Annotated in this window: 19 protein-coding genes; 4 read left to right on the top strand and 15 right to left on the bottom strand. The window is 73.8% G+C overall.

Annotated elements, in window-relative coordinates:
- Positions 1 to 134: 134 nt before the first annotated feature.
- The 5 genes from holA to QT381_RS02130 form a co-directional block, all read right to left on the bottom strand.
- Entirely contained in the window at positions 135 to 1,175 is a 1,041-nt protein-coding gene (holA, locus tag QT381_RS02150) for a DNA polymerase III subunit delta (protein ID WP_289247040.1), read from the bottom strand.
- Between the two features lie 10 nt (positions 1,176 to 1,185).
- Positions 1,186 to 3,612 carry a ComEC/Rec2 family competence protein gene (locus QT381_RS02145; RefSeq protein ID WP_289247039.1) on the bottom strand — a complete coding sequence of 809 codons (2,427 nt, stop codon included), beginning with the start codon at positions 3,610 to 3,612 and terminating at the stop codon, positions 1,186 to 1,188.
- Positions 3,609 to 4,217 (bottom strand): helix-hairpin-helix domain-containing protein, encoded by a 609-nt coding sequence (locus QT381_RS02140; protein WP_289247038.1) that lies wholly within the window; start codon positions 4,215 to 4,217, stop codon positions 3,609 to 3,611. The genes QT381_RS02145 and QT381_RS02140 overlap by 4 nt, the downstream gene beginning before the upstream one ends.
- A gap of 114 nt (positions 4,218 to 4,331) precedes the next feature.
- The gene (gene leuS / locus QT381_RS02135) at positions 4,332 to 6,986 is read right to left on the bottom strand and encodes a leucine--tRNA ligase (protein ID WP_289247037.1); all 2,655 of its coding nucleotides are present in this window, start codon (positions 6,984 to 6,986) and stop codon (positions 4,332 to 4,334) included.
- A 217-nt stretch (positions 6,987 to 7,203) separates the two neighbouring features.
- A complete protein-coding gene (locus QT381_RS02130) occupies positions 7,204 to 8,643 on the bottom strand; it encodes an anthranilate synthase component I family protein (protein ID WP_289247036.1) in 1,440 nt (479 codons plus the stop codon).
- A gap of 12 nt (positions 8,644 to 8,655) precedes the next feature.
- On the opposite strand from QT381_RS02130, the gene QT381_RS02125 reads away from it, so the two are divergent.
- Positions 8,656 to 9,579 (top strand): aminotransferase class IV, encoded by a 924-nt coding sequence (locus tag QT381_RS02125; RefSeq protein WP_289247035.1) that lies wholly within the window; start codon positions 8,656 to 8,658, stop codon positions 9,577 to 9,579.
- A 483-nt stretch (positions 9,580 to 10,062) separates the two neighbouring features.
- Here QT381_RS02125 and cydC read toward each other — a convergent pair whose 3' ends face one another.
- Genes cydC through QT381_RS02105 form a run of 4 tightly spaced genes read right to left on the bottom strand, consistent with a single transcriptional unit; the run spans position 10,063 to position 16,176 of the window.
- The gene (gene cydC, locus QT381_RS02120; RefSeq protein WP_289247033.1) at positions 10,063 to 11,826 is read right to left on the bottom strand and encodes a thiol reductant ABC exporter subunit CydC; all 1,764 of its coding nucleotides are present in this window, start codon (positions 11,824 to 11,826) and stop codon (positions 10,063 to 10,065) included.
- Complete coding sequence (cydD, locus tag QT381_RS02115) at positions 11,823 to 13,724, bottom strand: thiol reductant ABC exporter subunit CydD (protein WP_289247032.1); 1,902 nt, start codon at positions 13,722 to 13,724, stop codon at positions 11,823 to 11,825. Before cydD ends, cydC begins: the two co-directional genes overlap by 4 nt.
- A gap of 4 nt (positions 13,725 to 13,728) precedes the next feature.
- Entirely contained in the window at positions 13,729 to 14,745 is a 1,017-nt protein-coding gene (cydB, locus tag QT381_RS02110) for a cytochrome d ubiquinol oxidase subunit II (RefSeq protein ID WP_289247030.1), read from the bottom strand.
- 9 nt (positions 14,746 to 14,754) lie between these two features.
- Complete coding sequence (locus tag QT381_RS02105; RefSeq protein WP_289247028.1) at positions 14,755 to 16,176, bottom strand: cytochrome ubiquinol oxidase subunit I; 1,422 nt, start codon at positions 16,174 to 16,176, stop codon at positions 14,755 to 14,757.
- A gap of 153 nt (positions 16,177 to 16,329) precedes the next feature.
- Here QT381_RS02105 and QT381_RS02100 point away from each other — a divergent pair, with 153 nt between their 5' ends.
- The gene (locus QT381_RS02100; RefSeq protein WP_289247026.1) at positions 16,330 to 16,980 is read left to right on the top strand and encodes a DedA family protein; all 651 of its coding nucleotides are present in this window, start codon (positions 16,330 to 16,332) and stop codon (positions 16,978 to 16,980) included.
- Between the two features lie 29 nt (positions 16,981 to 17,009).
- On the opposite strand, the gene QT381_RS02095 is transcribed toward QT381_RS02100, so the two are convergent.
- The 6 genes from QT381_RS02095 to QT381_RS02070 all read right to left on the bottom strand — a co-directional run bounded on the left by QT381_RS02095 (position 17,010) and on the right by QT381_RS02070 (position 22,222).
- Positions 17,010 to 17,933 (bottom strand): glycine betaine ABC transporter substrate-binding protein, encoded by a 924-nt coding sequence (locus tag QT381_RS02095; RefSeq protein WP_289247025.1) that lies wholly within the window; start codon positions 17,931 to 17,933, stop codon positions 17,010 to 17,012.
- 205 nt (positions 17,934 to 18,138) lie between these two features.
- A complete protein-coding gene (locus QT381_RS02090; protein WP_289247023.1) occupies positions 18,139 to 19,095 on the bottom strand; it encodes an ABC transporter substrate-binding protein in 957 nt (318 codons plus the stop codon).
- 8 nt (positions 19,096 to 19,103) lie between these two features.
- A complete protein-coding gene (locus QT381_RS02085) occupies positions 19,104 to 19,841 on the bottom strand; it encodes an ABC transporter permease (protein ID WP_289247021.1) in 738 nt (245 codons plus the stop codon).
- Positions 19,838 to 20,530 carry an ABC transporter permease gene (locus QT381_RS02080; protein ID WP_289247019.1) on the bottom strand — a complete coding sequence of 231 codons (693 nt, stop codon included), beginning with the start codon at positions 20,528 to 20,530 and terminating at the stop codon, positions 19,838 to 19,840. Before QT381_RS02080 ends, QT381_RS02085 begins: the two co-directional genes overlap by 4 nt.
- Positions 20,530 to 21,393, bottom strand: a complete 864-nt coding sequence (locus QT381_RS02075) for an ABC transporter ATP-binding protein (RefSeq protein WP_289247018.1) — start codon at positions 21,391 to 21,393, stop codon at positions 20,530 to 20,532. The genes QT381_RS02080 and QT381_RS02075 overlap by 1 nt, the downstream gene beginning before the upstream one ends.
- Positions 21,394 to 21,568: 175 nt before the next feature.
- The gene (locus tag QT381_RS02070; RefSeq protein ID WP_289247017.1) at positions 21,569 to 22,222 is read right to left on the bottom strand and encodes a TetR/AcrR family transcriptional regulator; all 654 of its coding nucleotides are present in this window, start codon (positions 22,220 to 22,222) and stop codon (positions 21,569 to 21,571) included.
- Positions 22,223 to 22,437: 215 nt separating this feature from the next.
- On the opposite strand from QT381_RS02070, the gene QT381_RS02065 reads away from it, so the two are divergent.
- A complete protein-coding gene (locus tag QT381_RS02065) occupies positions 22,438 to 23,490 on the top strand; it encodes an App1 family protein phosphatidate phosphatase (protein WP_289247016.1) in 1,053 nt (350 codons plus the stop codon).
- Between the two features lie 62 nt (positions 23,491 to 23,552).
- Positions 23,553 to 25,328 carry a glycoside hydrolase family 15 protein gene (locus tag QT381_RS02060; RefSeq protein ID WP_289247015.1) on the top strand — a complete coding sequence of 592 codons (1,776 nt, stop codon included), beginning with the start codon at positions 23,553 to 23,555 and terminating at the stop codon, positions 25,326 to 25,328.
- Positions 25,329 to 25,403: the final 75 nt, after the last annotated feature.

Here is a 25,403-nt window from a genome sequence, read left to right as displayed (position 1 = left end):
GCGCACACCGCGAAAGCGCCCCGCCTCCCCTGGGAGGCGGGGCGCTTTCGCTTTCACCCCGGCGGCCGAGGAGGCGCGCGAGCGCCCTCTCGAAGCCAGCGCCCTCTCGAAGGCGGCCGTCTCGAAGCCGGCCGTCACACTCCGCGGCGGGCGACGACGCCGATGAGCCGTTCGAGCGCGTAGACCGGGTCGCGCCCGGCGCCCTTGATCTGGTGGTCCGTCTCGGCCGTGAGCTCGATGGTCGCGGCGAGGCCGTCGTCGGTCCAGCCCTGCAGGTCGCGCCGGGCGCGGTCGACCTGCCACGGCGCCAGGCCGAGCGCCCCGGCCGCCTGGCCCGACCCCATCCGTGCCGCGCCGGACACCTTCGCCATCGTCCGCAGCTTCGACGCGAACGCCGCGAGCATCGGCACCGGGTCGTTGCCCCCCGCGAGCGCGTGCCGCAGCAGCATGAGGGCGTCGCCGTAGCGCCCGGCGAGCGCGGCATCCGCGACGGCGAACGCGGTCGTCTCGACCCGGCCGCCGTAGTACCGCTGCACGGTCTGCTCGGTGATCTCGTCGGCGGCGTCGGCGAGCAGCTGCTGGCACGCCGCCGCGAGCTCCGCGATGTCGTCGCTGAACGCGGACACGAGCGCGCGAAGCGCCCCGGCGCTGATCCGCCGGCCCGCGGTCTGGAACTCGGCGGCCGCGAAGTCGTGCTTCTCGGCGTCCTTGGTGATCGGCGCGCAGACGACCTCGACGCCCGACCCGCTGCCCGCGCGCACCGCGTCGAGCAGCTTCTTGCCGCGCTGGCCGCCCGCGTGCCGCAGCACGAGGTAGCTGCCGTCGGCGGGCGCCTGGAGATACTCGAGCGTCTCCGCGAGGAACGCGTCGGTCGCCTTCTCGACGCCCGTGACGCGGATGAGGCGCGGCTCCCCGAACAGCGACGGGCTCGCGAGCGTGATGAGCTCGCCGGGCGCGTACTGCCCCGCGTCGATGTCGCTGACCTCGAGGCTCGGGTCCTCGGCCCGGAGCAGCTCGCGCAGCTCGCGGATCGCCCGGTCGGCGAGGAAGCCCTCGGTGCCGCTCACGAGAACGACGGATGCCGGCCGCACGGCCGACCAGGGCAGCTGCGGGATCGCGACGCCCGAGCCGCCGCGGGCCGGCGATCCCGCCCGACCCGTCGTCCTGCCCGCCACGCCCCTCACCCTAGTGGCCGCCACCGTCGTCGCCACCGCTACCGCCACCACCGCCTCCGTCGCCGCCGCCGCCGTCACCCCCGCCGTCACCGGCCCGGTCCGGGCCCCGCGCGCCGGCCGTCCACACCCGCACCCCGCCGTCCGGTCCGGGCGCGACGAGGTACTCGCCGTCGAGGTCGGTGCGCAGGGCGCTCGTGCCGACGCTCGCCAGGGTCGCGAGCAGTTCCGCGGTCGGGTGGCCGTAGTCGTTGTCCGCGCCGACTCCGATGAGGCCCACGGCCGCCGCGGCCCGCGCGTAGAGCTCCGGGTCCTGGTCGCGCGAGCCGTGGTGGGCGACCTTCACGACGTCGACGTGCGGCAGCCCGCCCTCCGCGCGTTCGAGACCGAGCAGCCGCGCCTGGGACTCCTCGCCGAGGTCGCCGAGGTCGAGCACCGACAGGCACGCGCACGCCCGCGGCGTCACGAGCAGGGTGAGGCTCGCGGCGTTGCCCGGCTCGACGCCCGTGGGCGGCGGCCAGAGCAGCCGCCAGTCCAGGTCGCCGAGCGATCCCGCGGCGCCCCGCACGCCCTGCTCGACGATCGCCCCGCCCGCCGCGAGCTCGGCGCGCAACCGGTCGTCGTCGGGATCGGAGACCGGGCCGACGAGCGCGCGGTCCACGCGGCCGATCACGGCATCCGTGCCCCCGACGTGGTCGAGGTCGTAGTGGGTGAGCACGAGCAGGTCGACGCGCCCGACACCGAGATCGTCGAGGCAGGCGCGCAGCAGCGCCGGCTCCGGACCGGTGTCGACGAGGGCGATGCGCCCGGCGCTGCGCAGCACGAACGCGTCGCCCTGGCCGACGTCGCAGCCGGCGACCTCCCAATCGGCGGGGCGCCCCGCGTTCCGCGCCATCCCGGTGCCGAAGGATGCCGCGACCGCGCCCGCCAGGAACAGCGCGAGCACCGCGCCGGCACCGCGCCGCGCTCGCCCCGGCGGCGCGAGCAGCGCGACGAGGAGCACGGCCGTGACGACGACGAGCCCGGCGACGCCGACCACCCCGCCCGGCCACGGCAGGCTCGCGCCCGGCAGCGTCGAGCAGACCCGCGCGACGGCCGCGATCCAGGCCGCAGGCAGCCAGCCGACGTGCGCGATCACGAGCGCGACCGGCGGTGCGATCGGCGCGAGCAGGCAGGCGATCAGGCCCGCGACCGTCGCGACCGTCGCCGCGGGCTCGGCGAGCAGGTTCGCGGGCACGCCCCAGATCGGCACCCTCGGCTGCAGCAGCAGCAGGATCGGCTGGCACGCGAGCTGCGCGGCGAGCGGCACGCTCACGAGCAGCGCGATCGGCGCGGGCAGCCAGCGCTCGAGTCGCGCGGCGAGTGGCGGCGCGAGCACGAGCAGCGCCGCCGTCGCCGCGACGGAGAGGGCGAAGCCGTAGTCCCGGGCGAGCCACGGATCGACGGCGAGCAGCACGACGACGGCCGCGCACAGCACCGGCAGGCCGCGCCCGCTGCGGCCCCTGAGGTCGCCGACGAGCACGATCGCGGCCATCACGGCGGCGCGCACGACGCTCGGCTCCGGCGTCACGAGCACGACGAACGCGGCCAGGCAGCCGCCCGCGACGACGATCCGCGCCCGGCGACCGACCCCGCACAGCCGGGCGAGGGCGAGCACGATCCCCACCACGACCGCGCAGTTCGCGCCCGACACCGCGGTCAGGTGACTGAGCGAGGACCCCTTCATCGCCTGGTCGAGGTCGTCCGCGACGGCACCCGTGTCACCGATCGAGAGCCCGGGCAGCAGCGCCGCGCCGTCGCCCGGCAGCCGGGTCGCGAGCTCGGCGAAGCGCGCCCGCAGCCCGTCGCCCCAGGCGAGCGGGCCCGTCGGCGCGGCGAGCGGATGCGGTGCCTCGTGCGCGAAGACCAGGTAGGCCGCGTCGTCCCCCGGCTCCGCCGCGCGCGGAACCCCGGTCACCCCGAGGCGGGCGCCGATCGCGAGGCGGTCGTCGACCGGGCCGAGCACGACGACCGGCACGTCGACCGCCACACGCTTGTCGCCGGCCGTCGCCACCCGCACGTCGCCGCGCACGACGTCGTCGCCCGGGTACGCCGTCGACGTCACCGTGATCTCGAGCTCGACGGACCGGCCGCGGTGCGCCGCCCCGTCGATCAGGCTCGGGTGCCGCGCGCCGTCCCGCGCCGTGGCGACCGCGCCCACGAGGGTCGCGGCGGCCAGGGCGACCGCGACGCTCGCGAGCACGGCCGCACCGCCCCCGCGGCCCCGCACCGGCCGCATCCCGCGCGCAACCCCCGCGAGCACGGCAAGCAGCACCGCGACGAGCGCGGCCGACCCGAGCGCCGCGACGGCCCACCACGACGGGAGGGCGACGAGCGCGGCCCCCGCGATCCAGGCCGCGACCGCGGGCGCCGCGAGCCGCGCGTCGACCGCGCCCCTCACACCGTCACCAGCGGCTCGAGCTGCGCGAACGTCTTCTCGCCGATCCCGCTCACCCCGCGCAGGTCGTCGACCGAGGTGAACCCGCCGTTGTCGTCGCGCCAGGCCAGGATGCGCTGCGCGAGCGCCGGCCCGACGCGCGGCAGGGTCTCGAGCGTCGCCTGGTCGGCCGTGTTGAGGTTCACCAGTCCGCCCGCGGTCGTGCCGCCGGGTCCGCCGCCCGGCGCACCCGCGACGCCCGGGGGTGGCGCCTCGCCCTCCTCGAGCACGACGAGCTGCTCGCCGTCGGTGAGGAACCGCGCGAGGTTCACGGCCGCCGGGTCGGCGTGCGCGGTGAGCCCGCCCGCGGCGGCGATCGCGTCGACGACGCGCGCGCCGTCGTCGAGCGTGTAGAGCCCGGGGCTCTGCACCGCTCCGAGCACGTGCACGACGACCGTCCGTGCCACCGCCGAGGCGGTCGGCACCGGGGTGGCCGGCGTGATCTCGCGGGTGTCGCCGGCATCCGTGAGCGCCGCCGCCGCGACACCGACGCCGAGCGCGACGACGACGAGCACGACCGCCGCGCCGACGCCGATCCTGAGCCGGGCGCGGGGGTCGGATGCCGTCACCGCGTCAGGCTAGGGGCGACCGGCGAGGCGCCCCGCGGCATCCGTTCGCGCGGTGGACGCGCGGCGCTCGCCGCGCCTGGGGAGGACGGGCCGAGCGGTCCCCCGGCGCCGGGGCTACCCCGCGGGGCGGGTCGCGATGTTCACGAGGCGCGGGGCGCGCACGATGACGTTCGCGATCTCGCGATCGCCCACCGAGCGCACCACGGCGGCCGACGCGCGGGCGAGCTGCTCGAGCTCGTCCGCCGCGATCCGCGGGGAGACCTCCACCCGGTCGCGCACCTTGCCGTCGACCTGCAGCACGGCCGTCACGCTGTCCTCGACGAGCAGCGTCGGGTCGGCCTTGCGCAGGCCGGCCCACGCGACGAACGGCTCGTAGCCGAGTCGCTGCCACATGTCCTCGGCCGTGTACGGCGCGAACAGCGAGAGCACGACGGTGACCACCTCGATGGCCTCGCGCACCGCGGGATCGCCGGCGCCCGGTCCGTTGTCGATCGTCTTGCGGATGCCGTTGACGAGCTCCATGAGACGCGCGACGACGACGTTGAACTTGAAGCCCTCGATGAGGCCGGGCACGTCGGCGAGCAGCCGGTGCGTCTGCCGGCGCAGCGCGCGGTCACCGCCCTTCCACTCGACGTCGGGCGGGCTGGCGACCTCGCCGGAGATGCGCCAGGCGCGCGCCAGGAACTTCTGGCTGCCCGCGGGCGAGACGTCCTCCCAGTTGAAGTTGTCCTCCGGGGGACCCGCGAACGACATCGTCAGCCGGATGGCGTCGACGCCGAAACGGTCGAGCTCGTCACCGAGGTGCACGCCTCCGCGCGACTTCGACATCTTCTTGCCGGCCGTCAGCACGGTGCCCTGGTTGAGGGTCGCGGCGAACGGCTCGGTGAAGCTCACGTAGCCCAGGTCGAACAGCACCTTCGTGATGAAGCGCGCGTAGAGCAGGTGCAGGATGGCGTGCTCGACACCGCCCACGTACTGGTCGACGGGCGCCCACCTCTCGGCGAGCGCGGGGTCGAAGGCCTTCGTGTCGTCGTTCGGGTCGAGGAAGCGCAGGAAGTACCACGACGAGTCGACGAAGGTGTCCATCGTGTCGGGGTCGCGCAGCGCGGGCGAGCCGTCGCGCGGATCGGTCGTCTGCACCCAGGCGGATGCGGCGGCGAGCGGCGACTGCCCCTTCGGCTGCAGGTCCAGGCCCTGGGTCGACGGCAGCACCACCGGCAGCTGGTCCTCGGGCACGGGCACGAGCTCGCCGGAGGCCGAGTGCACGATCGGGATCGGCGTGCCCCAGAACCGCTGGCGGCTGATCAGCCAGTCGCGCAGCCGGTACGTCTTCGACGCGCGGCCGGTGCCGGCCTCGCCGAGCACCTCGATGACGCGCTTGATCGCGTTCTGCTTGCTCAGGCCGTCGAGCGGACCGGAGTTGATCATCCGTCCGTCGCCGCCGAGCGCCTGCCCGGTGCGGGCCGGGTCGAGCGGCGCCGGGTCGTCGGGCAGGATCGCGAGCCCGTTCTCGTCGAGGTCGAGCACGGGGATCGCGCCGGTCAGCGGCGCGTTCGTGTCGACCACGATCTTGACCGGGAGGCCGAAGGCGAGCGCGAAGTCGAGGTCGCGCTGGTCGTGCGCGGGCACCCCCATGACCGCGCCGTGCCCGTAGTCGGCGAGCACGTAGTCGGCCGTCCAGATCGGGATCCGCTCCCCCGTCAGCGGGTGAACGGCGAACCGCTCCAGCGGGATACCGGTCTTCGGGCGCGACGCGTCCTGGCGCTCGATCTCGGTCGACTTCTGCGCGAGCTCCCGGTACGCCGCGAACGCGGCCCGGGCCTCCGGGGTGGAGCCGGCGGCGAGCTCGGCTGCGAGGTCGGAGTCGGGGGCGACGACCATGAACGTCACGCCGTACAGGGTGTCGGGGCGCGTGGTGAACACGGTGATGGTGTCGCCCACCGATTCCGCGGGTGCGCCCTCGAGACGGAAGTCGACATCCGCTCCCGTGCTCCGTCCGATCCAGTTGCGCTGCATCGAGATGACCTTCGACGGCCAGGAGCCCTCGAGCTGCTTGAGGTCGTCGAGCAGGCGATCGGCGTAGTCGGTGATCTTGAAGTACCACTGGGTGAGCTTCTTCTTCTCGACCAGGTGGTCGCAGCGCTCGCAGTGGCCGTCGATGACCTGCTCGTTGGCGAGCACGGTCTGGTCGAACGGGCACCAGTTCACCCAGCTCGCCTTGCGGTACGCGAGGCCCTTCTCGTACAGCTTGAGGAACAGCCACTGGTTCCACTTGTAGTACTCGGGGTCGCTCGTGTGCAGCTCGCGCGTCCAGTCGAGGGCGAGCCCGTAGCGCTTGAACGAGTTCTTCTGCGTGGCGATGTTCTCGTAGGTCCACGCCCGCGGCTCGGCGCCGCGCTTGATCGCGGCGTTCTCGGCGGGCAGGCCGAAGCTGTCCCAGCCGATCGGATGCAGCACGTCGAATCCGCGCTGCATCCAGTAGCGCGCGATGATGTCGCCGAACGCGAACGCCTCCGCGTGACCCATGTGCAGGTCGCCCGACGGGTACGGGAACATGTCGAGCACGTACTTGCGCGGACGCTTGTCGCCGGGCTTGCCCGCGACGTATGGTGCGGCCTCCTCCCACACCGGGAGCCACTTCGCCTGCAGGGCCGCGAAATCGTAGTCCGGAGCGTCGCGCTCTTCAGCGTCGCGCTCTTCAGCGTCGTGCTCTTCAGCGTCGTGCTCTTCAGCGTCGTGCTCTTCAGAGGCAGCGTGCGCGTTCGCCATGCAGGAATCTCGTTTCGGGGGGTGCTGCGGGACAGGCGGATGGGGCTTCCGCCGCGTCATCCAACGCACAAGCCTAGCGAAACCTGCCCGTAACGCCCGGCCCCCGCCCGCGCCCCGCTGCTGGTCCCCGCCGCTGGTTCCCCGGCCGGTTTCCCGTGTGAGGACGATCTGCGCGCGTGAGGACGGTCCGCGTCGTCCTCACGCGCGCAGATCGTCCTCACACCGGATGTGGCGGGGGCGGCGGGGGCGGGGCGGCGCCGAGGGCCGCGAGCGGGGCCGCCGCCTTGAGCTTCACCTCCGCGAGCTCCTCCCCGGGAACGGATGACGCCGTGATCCCGCCGCCCGTCCCGACGACCGCGCCCGCGGCATCCGTCACGATCGACCGGATGACCATGGCGAGGTCCGCGCCCCAGTCCAGCCCGCCCTCCGTGTCCAGCCCGCCCTCCGTGCCCAGCCCGCCCTCCGTGCCCAGCCCGCCCTCCGTGTCCAGCCCGCCCTCGGTGTCCCGGCCGCCCTCCGTGTCCAGCCCGCCCTCCGTGTCCAGCCCGCCCTCGGTCGGCTCGGCGTCGATCCAGCCGAACGCGCCCGCGTAGACCCCGCGCGCGCGGCGCTCCAGGCCGTCGAGGATGCGCGTCGCCGCGAGCTTCGGCGCGCCCGTCATGCTGCCGGCCGGGAACGTGGCACCGAGCACGTCGACGACGTCGACACCCGGGCGCAGCGTTGCCGAGATCGTGCTCACGAGCTGGTGCACCGCGGGATAGCTCTCGACCGCGTGCAGCGCCTCGACGGCGACGGTGCCGGGCACCGCGATGCGGCCGAGGTCGTTGCGCATCAGGTCGACGATCATGGTGTTCTCGGCGCGCTCCTTCGCGCTCGCGAGCAGGTCGGCGGCGAGGTCCGCATCCGTTGCCGGGTCGGCGGAGCGCGGGCGCGTGCCCTTGATCGGGCTCGTCTCGACGCGTCCGCCGGCGATGCGCAGGAAGCGCTCGGGACTCGCGCTCGCGAGCGCCACCCCGTCGACGCGCACGAGGCCGCCGTGGTGCGCGGGGGTCAGCGCGCGCAGGCGGCGGTAGGCGGCATCCGGGTCCACGGGTCCGTTGACGCGCACCTCGGTGGTGAGACACAGCTGGTAGGCGTCGCCGTCGCGGATGCGGTCGAGACACGCGCGGATCGCGGCGAGGTACCGGGCGTCGTCGTCCGCCCACGTCGCGGCGCGTGGCTCGGGCGAGCTCGGTTCGGGCGGGCCCGAGGCGGACGGGCCCGACGCGCGTGGGCTCGGATCGGGCGGACGCGACTCGCCCGCGCTCGGATCGGGCACCGCGCCGTACGCCGTCACGCGGCGCGCGGCGTGGTCGAACCGCAGCACGCCCGTCACGCGCATGAGGGCGACGCGCGGGAAGCGCTCGGTCCGCAGGATCGGTTCGCCCATCGTCTCGGCGCGCGCCTCGTATCCGATCCAGCCGACGAGGGCGCCGCCGGCGCCGAGAGCATCGCGGATGCCGGCCACCGAATCGACGACGACGCCGCCCGTGCCCACCCAGCTCGTGCCGCTCGGATCGTCGAGCCAGAACGCGCGCGGCTCGTCAGCGAGAGCGGCGAATGCCGTCGCCGGCTCCGCCCAGCCGTCGACATCGGCGACCGCGAGGCCCGTGCGCATAGGCTCGATCCTATGGGCGCGTCCGTCACCTACCGCTGGCGCGACGGCGCCCTCGAGCCCCTCGACTGGTGCGACCCGACGGCCGTGCGCGTCGCCGCCGCGGACTCCTGGCTCGTCGACGAGGGCCGCGCCCTCGCGATCGACCTGCACCGCGCCCGCTTCACGGATGCCGTCCGCGCTGCCTCCTCCGCCGCCGGGGCCGCTGCCGCCGCGTCGGCCTCCTCGGCAGCGGCCGGCTCCGGCCGGCCCGCCGCCCTCGGCTCGACCCCCGCCGCCGCGGTCACCGCGACCACCGCTGACGCGCCGGGCGCCGAGCTCGACGCGTTCTGGGACGCCGTCATCGCTCGCATCCCGCGCTCCGGAGCGTGGTTCCCGCGGGTCGAGTGGCACGCGCCCTCTGGTGCGCTCGTGTACCGCGAGCGCGAGGCGCCGGAGCGGCGACGCTCCGTGGTCGTGGCGACCGCGCCGACGGACCCGCGGCGGCATCCGTCGGTCAAGGGTCCGGACCTGGAACGGATGTCGGCGCTGCGCACCGCGGTACAGCCGACCGGAGCGGGTGAGGCCGTCATCCTCTCGCCGCTCGAGCCGGGCGGCGCGGGCGGTTTCGTCGTCGAGGGCGCGAACAGCGCGCTCGTGTGGTGGCGCGGCGAGCTGCTGATGGGGGTGCCCGAGGAGTTCGACCGGGTCGACAGCGTGACCGAGCGGGCGCTGGTCGGTCTCGCGGGAGCGCTCGGCGTCGAGACGCACCGCGAGGCCGTGACGCCCGCCGAGCTCGACGGCTGCGAGGTGTGGACGCTGTCGGCACTGCACGGACCGCGCATCGTGACGCGCTGGGTCGATGGGCCGGGCCTCGCCGAGCTCCCCGGTCGCCTCGACCTCTGGCGCGCACGCCTCGCCGCGCTGCGCAGGCCGCTCCCCGGTCCGCCCGGCGCCTGACCCGCCCCGTCGCGGAAACTCAGGAGTAACGCCACCGCACCCCGCCACCCCCGACCCCCGCGCGCGACAGCCCTCCCCCGCGGAAACTCAGGAGTAACGCCACCGCACCCCGCCACCCCCGACCCCCGCGCGCGACAGCCCTCCCCCGCGGAAACTCAGGAGTTGGTGTCGCTCCCCCCGCGATTGCAACCCGTTGCCGTCCGCCCGGGCGCGCAACTCCTGAGTTTCCGAACCCGGGCCGCCGGGCAGCTCCGGTGCAACTCCTGAGTTTCCGCACAGCGGCGCCGAGGAGCGCCACCGCCGCCCACGCGCGCAACTCCTGAGTTTCCGCACGGCGGCGGGTCGAGCGCGGCGCACGGCGGCGGGTCGAGCGCGGCGCACGGCGGCGGGTCGAGCGCGGCGCACGGCGGCGGGTCGAGCGCGGCGCACAGCGGCAGGTCGAGCGCGGCGCACCCCGCGGGTCGCACGCGGCGCACCCGCGGGTCAGGCGAGCCGTACCTCGCGGTCGATCAGGGTGCTGTCGACCGGGGCGTGGCTGATGAGCAGCACCGTTCGGCCCGAGGCGGCGGCCGAGCCGAGGAGGTCCGCGAGCACGGCGTCCGCCCGGTCACGGTCGACGTTCGCGGTCGGCTCGTCGAGCACGAGCACCGGGGTGTCGGTGAGCAGGGCGCGGGCGAGCGCGAGGCGCTGGGCCTGACCACCCGACACGAGCGAGCCGCGATCGCCGACGCGCGCGTCAAGGCCGCCGCGTGCCGTGACCCAGTCGTCGAGCCCGACGCGGCGGAGCACCTCGAACAGGTCGGCCTCGGTCGCGGACTCGCGCGCGAACAGCAGGTTCTGCCGCACGCTCTCGTCGAAGACGTGCGGCCGCTGCTCGATGAGCGTGACGACCCGCCGCACGTCGTCGGGGTCGAGGTCGCGCACCTCGACCCCGCCGATCCGGTACGAGCCGCGGTACTCGAGCAGCCGCACGAGCACGTGAGCGAACGTCGTCTTCCCGGCGCCACTCGGGCCCGTGACGAGCACCCGCTCGCCCGGCGCGAGGTCGAGGGCGAGGTCCGAGACGGCGTCCGCGGACGCTCCCGGCCACCGCGCCGCGACCCCCCTCAGACGGATGCCGTGCCCGGCCGGCAGCGCAACCGGCGCGGACGGCCCGGCAGACAGCGCAACCGGCGCAAACGTCTCGTCCGGCAACCCGGCCGGCAGCGCAACCGGCGCGGACCCGTGCTCCGGCAGCGCGACCGCCGCGGGCTGCTCGGCCGGCCGACCCGGCAGCTCCGGGGGGATCTCGAGCGGCGCGGCCCGCGCGACGCGGCCCGCACCCACCCGCACCTCGCTCCACGCGGACAGCGCCGTCGGCACCGCGAGCACGACGTCGACGGCCGCGATCGGCACGAGCGCGAGGAGGGCGAGCACGGGGCCGCCGACCTCGGACACCGGCACCGCGAGCAGCACCGTGAGCGTCGCGAGTCCCGCGCCGAGCGCGCCGATGCCCGCGATCGCCCCGGTGCCGCGCGCGCGGTTCAGGTCCGCGGACCGCACCGCGGCATCCGCTGCCCCGATCCGGGCGAGGCTCGCATCGACCGCGTCGAAGGCGGCGAGCACGTCGAGGCGTCCCACGTGCTCGAGCACGAGAGCGTCGAGGCGGGCGCGCGCCGGCGCCAGCTCGCGGTCGGCCGCCGCGGCGATGCGGCGCTGCACGCTCGTCGCAGCGACCACGACCGCGACGAGCACCACGAGCAGGATCGCCGCCGCGCGGAGGTCGGCGAGCGCGACCGCGACGACCGCACCGAGACCGACGACGATCGCCGTCGCCGCGGGTTGCACGACGCGCAGCGGGAGGTCCTGCAGGCGGTCGACGTCGGCAACGAACCGGGTGAGCAGGTCGCCGCGGCGCTCGTTAGCGAGCCCGTCGGGTCCGACACGCGTGAGCCGCCGCCAGACCGCGACGCGCACGGCGCCGAGCCCGCGGAACGCCGCGTCGTGGCCCGCGAGCCGCTCGGCGTAGCGGAAGAACGCGCGCGCGAGCGCGAACGCCCGCACCCCGACGATCGCGAACGTCAGATAGAGGATCGGCGGCTGCTCCGCGGCGCGCGTGATGAGCCACGCGGAGGTGGCGAGCAGTGCGACCGCGGACCCCGACCCGAGCACGCCGAGGCCGAGCGCGGTGAGCATCGCGCGCCGCGACGGAAGCGCCGCGCGCAGCACGGCATCCGTCGGCGCGTCCGTGCCGAGCAGCCGGCTCACGACTCGCCCCGACGCAAGGGGACGACGGATGCGGCACCCGCGCCCGCCCCGCCGCCCACGCCCGCCGCGGTCCCGGCCGCAGCACCGGCCCGCGCCCCGGCACCGGCACGAACGCCCGCCCCGGCCGCGACACTGTCACGCTCGCCCGCACCAGCCCTGGCACGAACCCCAGCACCAGCACCCGCACCAGCACCCGCCCCGGCCGCAGCACGGTCACGAGCACCGGCATCCGCCCCGGCCGCAGCACCGGCCCGCGCCCCGGCCCCGGCCCCGAGCGTGACCACGGTGTCCGCTGCGGCGAGCACGGCGTCGCGGTGCGAGACGACGAGCACTCCGATTCCCTGGTCCGCGAGCTCGCGGAGCCGCCCGACGAGCTCCGCCTCGGTCGCCGCATCGAGCGCGGAGGTCGGCTCGTCGAGCACGAGCAGCCGGGCGTCGGTCGTCAGCGCACGGTGGATCGCGCGCGCAAGGGCCACGCGCTGGGCCTGCCCGCCGGAGAGCCCGGCGCTCTCCTCGCCGAGCACGAGCGCGGGGTCGATGAGGTCCGCCGCGGCGAGGTGCAGGGCGCGCCGCACGGTCGCGAGCTCGGCGTCCGCGAGCGACCCGTCCGCGGGCGACACGCCCGCGGGCGAAACGTCCGGCCCGCGCATCGCGACGTTGCTCGCGACCGAGCCCGCGACGAGCGCTGGCCGCTGCGGCGCCCAGGCGATCGCGTGGCGCGCATCCGTCGCCTCGACGCCGTCGAGCAGCAGCCGCCCGCCGTGCGGCCGGAACCCGAGCAGGGCCGCGACGACCGTCGACTTGCCGGCGCCGCTCGGCCCCGCGAGCGCCGTGATCCGGCCGGCCGTGACACGCAGCGAGACCCTCACGACCTCGACCCCGTCGTACCCGACGCTGAGCTGGTCGAGCTCGAGAGACCGGGCGCCCGCCGCCCGGGGGCCGCGCGGCGCGGGGGCGTCGTCGAGGATCGCGAACACCTCGTCCGCGACGGCGACCCCGTCGGCCGAGGCGTGGAACCGGGCGCCGACCTGCCGGATCGGCACGTACACCTCGGGCGTGAGCAGCAGCACGAACAGCCCGAGCGCGAGCGGCACGGAGCCCTCCACGAGCCGCACCCCGATCGTCACGGCGACGATCGCGACGGAGAGCGTGCCGGCGATCTCGAGCACGAAACCGGAGACGAACGTCACGCGCAGCACCGCCATCGTGCGGGCGCGATAGTGCTCGGTGACGTTGGCGATGCGCTGCTCCTGACGGTGCTGCCGGCCGAACAGGGTGAGGGTCGACAGCCCCTCGACGAGCTCGAGGAATCCGCTCGCGAGCGTGCCGAGCGCGGCCCACTGCCGCTGCTGCGTCGCGTGCGTCGCGAGCCCGACGAGCACCATGAACACCGGGATGACCGGCAGCGTGCACGCGACGATGATCGCCGTCTCGGGGTCGGCGAGGGCGAGCACGCCGAGCAGCACGGGCACCGCGATCACGGTGAGCAGGAACTGCGGCAGGTAGGAGCCGAAGTAGCCGTCGAGCGCGTCGAGGCCGCGCCCGACCAGGGTCGTGACCCGGGCGCGGTCGCGGCGCGCCATCCCGTCCGGTCCCGCGGCGGACACGGCGGTCAGCACGGCCGCGCGCAGCTGGCTCTTGACCGCGCTCGCCGCCCGGGCGCCGGCGCCCTCGAGCGCCCAGGTCGCCGCGGTGCGCACGAGCACGGAGGCGACGAGCAGCGCAAGAGCGGATGCCGCCGGCGCGCCGCCGACGAGCGCCGCGATCGCGAGGGCGGCGCCCGCCGCCGTGCCGACGATGCCGAGCGTCTGGGCGAGGCCGATGAGCGCGCCGAGCACGAGGAACGTGCGCGCGGGTCGCGCCCGCGTCAGCAGGCGGCGGTCGATCGGACCGGCCATGGCGCTAGTGTGCCGCCGCTTCGATCGTCGCCCGGCTGACGCGCTTGCGGAACACCCAGTACGTCCAGCCCTGGTAGAGCAGCACGAGCGGCAGCGAGAACAGCGCGACCCAGCTCATCACGCCGAGCGTGTAGGAGGTGCTCGACGCGTTCTCGATCGTGAGGTTGTAGGCCGGGTCGATCGAGGACACCATCACGTTCGGGAACAGCGCGGCGAGGATCGTGACGACCGCGAACGCCGTGGTGAGCACGAGGCCCGCGAACGCGAGCGCCTCACGACCGCGCTGGATGGCGACCCAGGCGCCGATGAGCGCGACGGCCGCGATCGCGGCCGCGAGCACGATGAGCCAGAGCTGCGGCGAGTCGAGATGGGCGAGCACCGTCCAGAGCAGGAACGCCGCGCCGGCCAGGATCGTCGGGATGCCGGCCCGGGTCGCGAGGCGACGCGCGCGCTCGCGGAGGTCGCCATCCGTCTTGAGCGAGACGAAGACGACGCCGTGCACGAAGAACAGCAGCAGGGTCGTCACGCCGCCCAGCAGCCCGTACGGGTTGAGCAGGTCGAGCAGGCTGCCGCGGAAGTCGCCGTGCGCGTCGATCGGCGTGCCCTGCAGGATGTTCGCGAACGCGACCCCCCAGAGCAGCGCGGGCAGCGCCGAGCCGATCACGATGAAGGCGTCGAACCAGCGCGTCCACCGCACGCCCTTGCCCTGGTGGCGGTACTCGAACGAGACGCCGCGCAGGATGAGCGCGATGAGGATGAGGAGCAGCGCGAGATAGAAGCCGCTGAACAGCGTCGCGTACCACATCGGGAACGCGGCGAACAGCGAGGCGCCCGCGACGATGAGCCAGGTCTCGTTGAGGTCCCAGACCGGGCCGATCGTGTTGATCAGGTGCCGGCGGTCGACGTCGTCGCGCCCGAGGAACGGCAGGCTCATGCCGACGCCGAAGTCGAACCCGTCGAGCACGAAGTACCCGACGAACAGGAATCCGACGATTCCGAACCAGAGGTAGGGCAGGTCCATCGGTGGCTCCTAGTAGACGGTCGCGAGCTGGGCGGGGGCGGTCTCGTGGTGCACGGCCTCCCAGTCGTCGGGACCGGTGAGCGCGGCCTTCCGCAGCAGCCGGAACTCGACGACCGCGAGCGCGCCGTACACGACGGTGAAGGCGATCAGCGAGGCGAGCACCATGAGGCCGGTCGTCGACGGCGAGACGGCGTCGGCGGTCTTCATGAGGCTGAACACGATCCAGGGTTGTCGGCCCATCTCGGTGAACACCCAGCCGACGAGCGAGGCGAGCAGCGGCAGCGGCGCCGTCCAGATCGCGACGGTCCACGCCCAGCGCGGCACGGTGCGGCCGGCACGGATGCGGCCGGGCCGGGTGAGCCAGAGACCCGCGACCGAGACGAGCATCGACAGCACGCCGAGCGCGATCATCCAGCGGAACGCCCAGTAGGTGACCCAGATGATCGGGGTGTAGTCGCCCGGCCCGAACTGCTGCGTGTACTGCGCCTGCAGGTCGTTGATGCCCTCGACGGTGCCCGTGAAGGTGTGGGTGGACAGGAACGACAGCAGGTACGGGATGCGCAGCGAGAAGATCTCGCTGGAGCCGTCGGGCGTGCCGATCGAGAACAGCGAGAACGACGCATCCGCCCCCGTCGCGGTGTTGTAGAGCGCCTCCGCCGCCGCCATCTTCATCGGCTGGGTGCGCACCATCGCGAGGCCGAGCTGGTCGCCCTCGAGCACGGTGCCGATGAACGCGACGATGTTCGTGATCGCGCCGAAGGTCAGTGCGCGGCGCATCGTCTCGACGTGCTGGCCCTTGCGCAGGTGCCATGCGGCGGTCGCGACGATGACGACCGCGGCGAACATGATCGAGGCGAAGAGCGTGTGCGGGAACGCCGCGAGCGCGACCTGGTTGGTGAGCACCGCGCCGATGTCGGTGAGCTGCGCGCGGCCGGTCGCCGCGTCGAGCCGGTAGCCGACCGGGTTCTGCATGAACGCGTTCGCGCACAGGATGAAGTAGGCGCTGAGGATCGTCGCGATGCTCGTGAGCCAGATGGTGGCGAGGTGGACCCCCTTCGGCAGCCGGTCCCAGCCGAAGATCCACAGGCCGATGAACGTCGCCTCGAGAAAGAACGCGAGCAGGCCCTCCATCGCGAGCGGCGCGCCGAACACGTCGCCCACGAAGCGCGAGTAGTTGCTCCAGTTCATGCCGAACTGGAACTCCTGCACGATGCCCGTCACGACGCCCATCGCGAAGTTGATCAGGAAGATGCTGCCGAACAGCCTGGTCAGGTGCAGCCAGTGCAGCCTGCCGGTGGCGACCCAGAAGGTCTGCAGCAGCGCCACGAGCAGCGCCATGCCGATCGTGAGCGGCACGAACAGGAAGTGGTAGAGCGTGGTGAGTCCGAACTGCCAGCGCGACAGCAGCAGCGGGTCGAGGATGTCGTTCACAGCACCTTCCGGGTCGAGTGGACTGTTCCAGTGTGACCTCGCGCGCGAGGTTCGCACAGGGGTCGAAGGTCCCGTCCTGCGCCGCGCATCCGCGACGGATGTCCCCCTCACGGCGGATGGTCGCTCACGGATGCCGCGGCTAGGCTCGCGGGCGTGAACGAGCTGCTCGACGGGCTCCTCGGCGCCGTCGCCGGGGTCGACCCGGCGCTGCGCGCACTGCTCGCGGGCCTCGCGATCCTGTGCGAGACGACCGTGCTGCTCGGCCTCGTCGTGCCGGGCGACACGATCGTGCTCGTCGCGTCGACGGGGGTCGCGACGCTGCTCCAGGGCGTCGCGCTGTTCGTCGCGGTGCTGCTCGGGTCGCTCGTCGGCGAGAGTCTCGGCTTCGCGATCGGGCGCTGGTTCGGGCACCGGCTGCGCCGGTCGCGGCTCGGCGCCCGCATCGGCGAGCACACCTGGCAGCGCGCGGAGGTCTACCTCGGGCGGCGCGGCGGCGTCGCGGTGTTCGTCTCGCGCTTCCTGCCGGTGCTGCACTCGATCATCCCGATCACGGTGGGCATGAGCGAGATGCCGTACCGCCGATTCATCCGCTGGACCGCCCCGGCCTGCGCGGTCTGGGCGGCGCTCTACGTGAGCGTCGGCGCGGCGGCCGCCGGCGGCTACCGCGAGCTCGGGGACCGCCTGCACTGGGCGGGCTACGGGTTCGCGGCCGTCATCGTGCTGTTCGTGGTCGCGGTGCTCGTGGCGAAGAAGCTCATCGACCGCGCCGAGAAGCGGCACATGCACCCCGAGAACGAGGGCTGACCCCGATCTCGCGCGCCGTGTGGGTCGGATCAGCCGTCGGCGAGGAGGTGCTCCTTCTCGAGCCAGGCGCGCGCGGTGGTCTCGGGCAGCGCATCCGTCGCCCGGGAGAACGCGAGCAGGTCGTCGGTCGTGAGGCGCCGCGAGATCGCGTCGAGCGTGCGCTGGATCGTGGCGTCGAGGCGGCCGGAGTTCACGACGGGCACGATCCGCTCGTCGAGGATGATGTGCCGCGGGTCGCGCAGCCGGACGAGGTCGTCGTCGTCGACGTCGGGCTGCAGCGTGGAGACGACCGCGACCTGGGTGTTGTTGTCGCGGAGGTCCTCGATCGCCTCGGCGTCGTCCTTCGCGGTCACCTCGCGGAACCCCTCGACGCCGTACGAGTACGCCAGGCCGCGCCGGCCGTACGGCACCGTGTCGAGGTCGTCGGCCGACCCGATCGCGATCGCCGTGTCGATGGCGGCGAGGTCGCTCAGGTCCTCGATGCCGTGCCGGGTCGCGAACGCCCGCGTCGCGATGTAGACCGGCGCCTTGTCCGCGTCGGCGGGCTGCAGCACGGTGAGACCGAGCTGCTCCGCGGCCGACTGCAGGAAGCCGAACGCGACGTCGGGTGACCCGCGGGCGTGCGCCGAGTCGGTCGCGGCGAGCAGCAGCCCGGTGTAGTCGGGAACGATGTCGACGATGCCGTTCTGCAGCCCGGCGATGATCCGGGTGCGCGAGCCGACGCCCCAGTTGTAGTCGACGCGGTAGCCCTGGTCGGCGAGCGCGGTCCCGTAGATCGCTGCCACGACGCGGTTGTCGTTGGCCGTCTGGGCACCGATCGTGAGACGGATGCCGGTGCCCGGCTTCTGGTTCGTCGCGGCGCATCCGCTCGTCGCGCCGAGCGCGAGCAGCACCGCGAGCACGGCGAGGACCCGGCGCCAGCCCGGCCTGCGGAACGGGGCGCGACGCGGCATGCACCCCAGCCTAGGGACTCGTGAGCGCCGCTCGGGGCGGACGCGCGGAAAGCCGCCCGCACGGACTCGGACGGGTGCACCCCAACCCCGTGTGAGGACGGGATGCGCGTGTGAGGACGTCCCGAACCGTCCTCACACGCGCAGAACGTCCTCACACGGGAGGGATGTGCCGCCCGCCCGCACCCGCAGGGTGCGGCCGGTCGGCTCAGCTCAGGAAGCCGTTGTCCGTGAGCCACGTCGTCGCGAGCGACGCCGCCGACGGCTTGTCGTCACCGGCGTACGCCGCGTTGAGGTCGAGCAGCCCGTCGGTCGTGAGCTTCGCCGAGACCGGGTTGAGCAGGTCCGCGATCTCGGGCGTGGCGAACGCCTTCGACAGCAGCGGCACGATGTTCTGCGCCGCGATGAGGTGCTCGGGATCCGCGAGCGTGACGAGGTTGTTCGCCTTCACCGACGGGGTGGTCGTGTAGATGTCGGCCACCTGGATGTTGTCGTCGAGCAGGTCCTTGAGCGTGCCGGGGCCGCCGTAGTCGTCGATCGCCTTGAACGTCCAGCCGGTCACGCCGTACACGCTCTCGAGCCCGTCGCGACCGTACGGGCGGGACTCGAACTCGGTGTTGGCGCCGATGGTGAAGTCGCCGTCGAGCTTTGCGAGGTCGCCGATCGAGGTCACGCCGTTCTTCTCGGAGAACTCCGGCGTGACGACGAGCGAGTCGGCGTCCTCGGCGGGCGCGGTGTCGAGCACGGCGAGCCCGTCCTTCTCGACCGCGGCCGGCAGGGCCGCCGCGACATCGTCGGCGGAGGTCGCCGTTGCGCCCGGGTCCTCGGCGTAGAGCAGATTGCCCGAGTAGTCCGGGATCAGGTCGATCGAGCCGTCCTTGAGCGCGGGGATGAACGTCTCGCGCGAACCGATCGGGGCCGTCGGGTAGTCGACCGTGTAGCCGTTCGCGGCGAGCACCTGGCCGTAGATCTGCGCGAGGATCTCGCCCTCGCCGGCGAACTGGGCGCCGATCGTGATCTCCTTCGGGGCGGCCGAGGCGCTCGAGCCCGGGTCGGTGCTCGGGCCCGACGACAGCGGATCGGAGGAGCTGCAGGCGGACAGGCCCGCGGCGAGGCCGAGAGCCACGATGCCGACCGCGACGGTCTTTCGTGATGCTGTGAACATGGGGGTGCTTATCCTTCCGTAACGGGTGCCGGCGCCCCGGACGGCCCGGATGGCCGACCGCCTCTGGCGCGTGGACGACTCGTTCCGCGCGGCACCCCACGCGGAACGACGAGACGTTGGACGCCGACCAGCACGAGGTCGACGACGATCGCGAGCGCGGCGACGAGGATCGCCCCGACGATCGCGAGCTCGTAGCGGTGCAGGGCGAGCCCCTCGATGAGGAAGCGCCCGAGCCCGGTCAGGCCGACGTAGCCGGCGACGGTCGCGGTCGCCACGACCTGCAACGCCGCCGAGCGCAGGCCGCCGACGATCAGCCCGATGCCGAGCGGGATCTCCACCCGGGTCAGGATCTGCCACTCGGTCATGCCGATGGCGCGCGCCGCGTCGATCGTCTGCCGATCGATCGCGTCGAGCCCGGAGTACGCGCCCGCGAGCAGCGGCGGGATGGCGAGCACGACGAGCACGAGCACGAGGGGCCAGAGTCCGAGGCCGGTGAACAGCACGACGAACAGCAGCAGGCCGAGCGTGGGGATGGCGCGCACCGAGCCCGTGATCGCGACGATGATCGTGCGACCGCGCCCGGTGTGGCCGATGAGCAGACCGACCGGCACGGCGATGAGCACCGCGATGCCGACGCTGATGCCCGTGTAGACCAGGTGGTCGACGAGCCGGCTGCCGATGCTGTTCTCGCCGCCCCAGTTCGCGCCGTCGAGGATGAACGCGATCGCACCGGCGAAATAGTTCACGACGCACCACCGGCCGCGTCCGGGCTGAGCGCGAGCGACGCGCGCGCCCGCCCGCGGCGAGCGGGCCGCTGCCAGGGCAGCAGGATGCGGCCGGCGGCGACGATCACGAGGTCGAACACGACCGCGATGACCAGCGTCGCGACGATGCCGATGAGCACCTCGGCCGGGAAGTCACGGCTGTAGCCGTCGGTGAACAGGTAGCCGAGGCCGCCCTGGCCGATGATCGCGGCGACGCTGAGCAGGCTGATCGTGGAGACCGAGACGACCCGGAGGTTCGCGATGATCACCGGGGCCGCGAGCGGCAGCTCGACCGAGGCGAAGCGCCCGGCCGCCGAGTACCCGATCGCGCGCGCCGACTGGCGCACGTCGTCCGAGACGGAGCCGAAGGCATCCGCGACGCCGCGCATCATGAGCGTCACGCCGTAGAGCGACAGCGCGACGACGACGTTCGTCTCGTCGAGGATGCGCGTGCCGAGGATCGCCGGAAGGCTCACGAACAGCGCGAGCGACGGGATGGTGTAGATCACGTTGCCGACCCCGAGCAGCACGATGCCGAGGCGGCTGCGGCTGATGACCCAGCCGAGCGGGAGGGCGGCCACGAGGGAGACCACGATCGGGATGACGCTCAGCCGCGCGTGCTGGAGCGTCAGATCGACGACGAGTCCGAGGTTCTCCCCCAGCCACCCCATCAGGCGTCCCCCGCCTGGGCGGTCTTGTCGGAGACGCTGTAGGCCTGCGAGCGCGCGAGCAGCCCGACCGGGAACCCGGCCGAATCGGCCAGCACGAGGTCGTCGTCACGGCGGGAGGCGACCTCGAGGCGGCGCTTGCCCTTCTTGGCGCCGATGAAGTCCGCGACGAAGTCGTCGGCCGGGGCGGCGAGGATCTCGGCGGGCGAGCCGACCTGGGCGACGCGCGCGCCGGTCGCGAGGATGACGACCTGGTCGCCGAGCAGGAACGCCTCGTCGATGTCGTGCGTGACGAACACGATGGTCTTGTGCAGCTCGCGCTGCAGCCGCAGCACCTCCTGCTGCAGGTCGGTGCGCACGATCGGGTCGACGGCGCTGAACGGCTCGTCCATGAGCAGGATGTTGGGGTCGACCGCGAGGCCCCGCGCGACCCCGACGCGCTGCTGCTGGCCGCCGGAGAGCTGACTCGGGTAGCGCTTCGCGAGCGCGCGGTCGAGTCCGACGGTGTCCATCAGCTCGAGCGCCCGGGCGCGCGCCTGCGCGCGGCTCGCACCGGTCAGCCGGGGCACGGTCGCGATGTTGTCGACGACGGAGCGGTGCGGCAGCAGGCCCGAGTTCTGCATGACGTAGCCGATGCGCCGGCGCAGGCGCACCGGCTCGATGCCGGCGACGTCCTCGTCGTCGATGAGCACGGCGCCCGCGGTCGGGTCGACCATGCGGTTGATCATGCGCAGCAGGGTGGTCTTGCCGCTGCCCGAGGACCCGACGAGCACGGTCGTCTTCCGGGACGGGATCACGATGTCGAAGCGGTCGACGGCCGTCGTGCCGTCGGGGTACTGCTTGCTGACGTCGCGGAACTCGATCACGCGGATGCTCCTCGCCGGCCGGGGTCACGCCGTCGCCCTGGCGCCCGTTCAGTCAAACATCTCCCGCCGACACGGGCACGCCGCGTTACCGAATGTGTAGCGGGCCGAACCGCCCAGGAACGCCGGACGGGGGCCGCCCGATGGGCGACCCCCGTTCGTTGCCGGAGCGGATGCCTCAGCGCGCGGGCGCGCCGAACCGCGGCGCGAGGAGGGCGTAGACCGCATCCTTCGCCGCCTGCAGGAAGTGCGCGTCCTCGGTGTCGCGGGCGAACGCGCGTGCCGCGAGCGCGTCGGAGATCTCGATGGCCGCCTCGAACGCGAAGCGCGTGTCGTCGTCGACCGTGAGGTCGAAGCGCGTGGCGAGGCCGTCGAGGATCGTCTCGGCGACGACCGAGTTGTAGGTGCGCTCGACCGGCGCCGGGCGCAGGTCGATGACGTCGCCGACGCGCAGCGAGCGGAAGCCCGGCTCGTCGCGGAAAGCGGCGACGAGCACGTCGAACGCGGCGGTGAGCGCGGACGCCCAGTCGGTGTACTTCTGGTCGGCCACGGCCGCCGACACACGCGAGAGCACGCGGTCGAGGTTGCGGGCGCCGAGCGCCTGGAGGACGGCGATGCGGTCGGGGAAGTAGCGGTAGACGGTGCCGATCGACGCGCCCGCGCGCTCGGCGACCATGGCGGTCGTGAGGCGTTCGTAGCCGACCTCGTCGATCACGGCGGCGGCCGCGTCGATGAGTCCGGCGAGGCGCGCGGTGCTTCGAGCCTGCACGGGCTCGTTGCGCAGCGCGAGGCTGCCGAGTGCGGTGTCCTCCGCGAGTGCTGCTCCACTCATGGTGATCTCCTTGATCTTCTGTCGCGTGTCACGCGAATATACCCCTCGATCGAGCGATCGGGGGGAGGACTCTCCGGTCGGGGTCACCCTTTCGAGTGCCACCCGAACGAATCTAGTCGAGCATGACGAGCATATCTAAATAATCCCTGAGTGTCCTCATTTCGGAGGACACGCGGGTCGGAGTGTCGCGCGGCCCGCGTGACAGACTGTCGCCGATGGCACGCTCCCGCGCCGCTGACGGCGTTCTCCTGCACCGCGCAGCGCGCATCGAGGATGCCGTGCACCGCATCCGTGCCCGCCTCGGTCGTGCGCGCGGACTGCGCACGACCATCGTCCCGTACACCGGATACGGCTCGACCCGGTGGGTGCGCGTGCTCGGCCGGGTCGTGCTCTCCCGCGCGCCGCGGCACGATCGGCCGGAGAGCGTGCGCGGCTGGCGCAGCTTCCTGAGCGTGCCGCTCGGCGACGTCGCGGTGCGGATGCGGGTCGGCGACGCCGAGGTCGCGGTGCCGCCGTCGCGCGGTGGGGTCATCGACGTGCGCGTCGAGGTCGCGCTCGCCCCCGGCTGGCACGAGGCGTCGATCTGGGCCGACGGGGTCGAGCCGGTCACGGCATCCGTGTTCGTGGTCGATCCGGCGGTGCGCACCGGGCTGCTGTCCGACATCGACGACACCGTGATGGTCACGGCGCTGCCCCGCCCGTTCCTCGCGGCGTGGAACACGTTCGTGCTCAACGAGCACGCGCGCCGGCCGGTGCCCGGCATGGCCGTGCTCTACGAGCGCTTCGTGCGCGACCACCCCGGCTCGCCCGTCATCTACCTCTCCACCGGCTCCTGGAACGTCGCGCCGACCCTGACCCGGTTCCTGCAGCGCCACCTCTACCCGGCGGGCGCCCTGCTGCTCACCGACTGGGGACCGAGCGTCGACCGCTGGTTCCGCAGCGGACGCGAGCACAAGCGCTCGAGCCTGGAGCGGCTCTCCGGCGAGTTCCCCGAGCTCGAGTGGCTGCTCGTCGGCGACGACGGCCAGCACGACGAGGAGCTCTACAGCGCCTTCGCGCTCGCGCACCCGCGGAACGTGTCGGCGGTCGCCATCCGTCAGCTGACCGCGGGCGAGGCGGTGCTCGCGGGCGGCCGCAGCCGGGAGCCCGAGCCGGACGGCGCGACGCCGTGGGTCAACTCGCCCGACGGCGCGGGCCTCGCCGAGCAGCTCGCCGATCGCGGGCTCGTCGCCGGCTCCGGCTCGACCCAGCGCCCCCGGCCCGAGTGAGACCGACGCCGACCGAGACCGACCCCCCGACCGACCCCGACCCCGAGGAGACCCGAACCGCCATGCCCCTGCCCATCGAGCAGTACGCCGTCGTCGGCGACTGCCACACCGCCGCCCTGGTCGGCTCGAACGGCAGCATCGACTGGCTGTGCCTGCCCCGGTTCGACTCGCCGAGCATGTTCGGCGCGCTGCTCGGCACCGAGGACCACGGCCGCTGGCTGCTCGCGCCGAGCGACGCCGACGCGACGAGCGAGCGCGCCTACGACGCCGACACCCTCGTGCTCCGCACGCGCTGGACGACGGCCGGCGGTGAGGTCGAGGTCGTCGACGTCATGCCGGTCGGCGACCGTCGCGCCGACCTCATCCGTCGCGTGCGTGGCATCCGTGGCACGGTGCGGATGCGGCAGGACCTGCGGGTGCGCTTCGGCTACGCCGACGCGCTGCCCTGGATGCGCCAGCTCGATGACGGCGACGGGGTCGTCGCGATCGCGGGCCCGGATGCCGTCGTCGTGCGCGGCGCGCACCTCGAGGCCATCGACCACGCGCACGCCGGCGAGTTCGACGTCGCGGCGGGCGAGACGCGCGACCTCGTGCTCACCTGGTATCCATCGCACCGCGACGCCCCGGCGCCGATGGACGACGACGTGCGCATCGAGGAGACCACCCGCTGGTGGCGGGACTGGATCGGCGACGCGGATGCGGGCGGGCGGTACCGCGACGCGGTGCGCCGCTCGCTCCTGCTGCTGCGCGCCCTCACCCACGAGGACACCGGCGGGATCGTCGCGGCGGCCACCACGAGCCTGCCGGAGGAGTTCGGCGGGCCGCGCAACTGGGACTACCGCTACGTCTGGCTCCGCGACGCGTCGCTCACCCTCGACGCCCTGATCTCGCGCGGGTTTCGCGACGAGGCGGCGCGCTGGCGCGGCTGGCTGCTGCGGGCGATCGCGGGCGACCCCGGGGACGTGCAGATCATGTACGGCATCGCCGGGGAGCGACGGCTCGAGGAGCGCGAGCTGCCGGCGTTCCCGGGCTACGACGGCGCCTCGCCGGTGCGCGTCGGCAACGCCGCCTACCGGCAGTACCAGGGCGACGTGTTCGGCGAGGTCATGCTCGCGCTGCAGCGCGCTCGCGAGGCGGGCGCCGAGGAGTCCGAGTTCTCCTGGCCCCTGCAGCGCGCCCTGATGACCTACGTCGAGCAGAACTGGCGGCGGCCCGACCAGGGCATCTGGGAGATCCGCGGCGAGCCGCAGCACTTCGTGCAGTCCCGGGCGATGATCTGGGCGGCGTTCGACTCGGCGGTGCGCGCCGTGCGCCGGCACGGGCTCGACGGACCGGTCGAGCGCTGGGAGGCGCTGCGCGACGAGGTGCGCGCCGAGATCGAGGCGCACGGCGTCGAGCCCGGCCGTGGCTGCTTCGTGCAGCACTACGGATCGAGCGAGGTGGACGCGTCGCTGCTCACCCTCAGCGCGATCGGCTTCGTCGCGCCGGACGACCCGCGGATGCTCGCGACGGTCGCCGCGATCGAGTCCGATCTCATGGTCGGCGGCCTGGTGTACCGCTACCGCACCGAGACGGGCGTCGACGGCCTGCCCGCGGGCGAGAACCCGTTCCTGGCCTGCTCGTTCTGGCTCGTCGAGCAGTACGCGGTATCCGGTCGTCTGGATGACGCCGTCGCGCTCATGGACCGCCTCGTCGCGCTCGCCAACGACGTCGGCATGCTCAGCGAGCAGATCGAGCCGCGCACGGGTCGGCACGCGGGCAACACCCCGCAGGCGCTCTCGCACCTCGCTCTCGTCCGCGCGGCGGAGGCGATCGGCGCGGCCCGCGCGCGCTCCTGAGCGCGCTCGCGCCGCGCCGTGCGAGGTCGGGTCTTCTCGCTGGTCGAGCCCAACCGTGCAAGCAGATCACACCCG

Origin of the sequence: Galbitalea sp. SE-J8 (assembly GCF_030345695.1) — a bacterium.
GTDB lineage: Bacteria > Actinomycetota > Actinomycetes > Actinomycetales > Microbacteriaceae > JAUASV01.
Note: the sequence above shows the minus strand (reverse complement) of the source record. Positions and strands in the feature narration are given on the sequence as shown.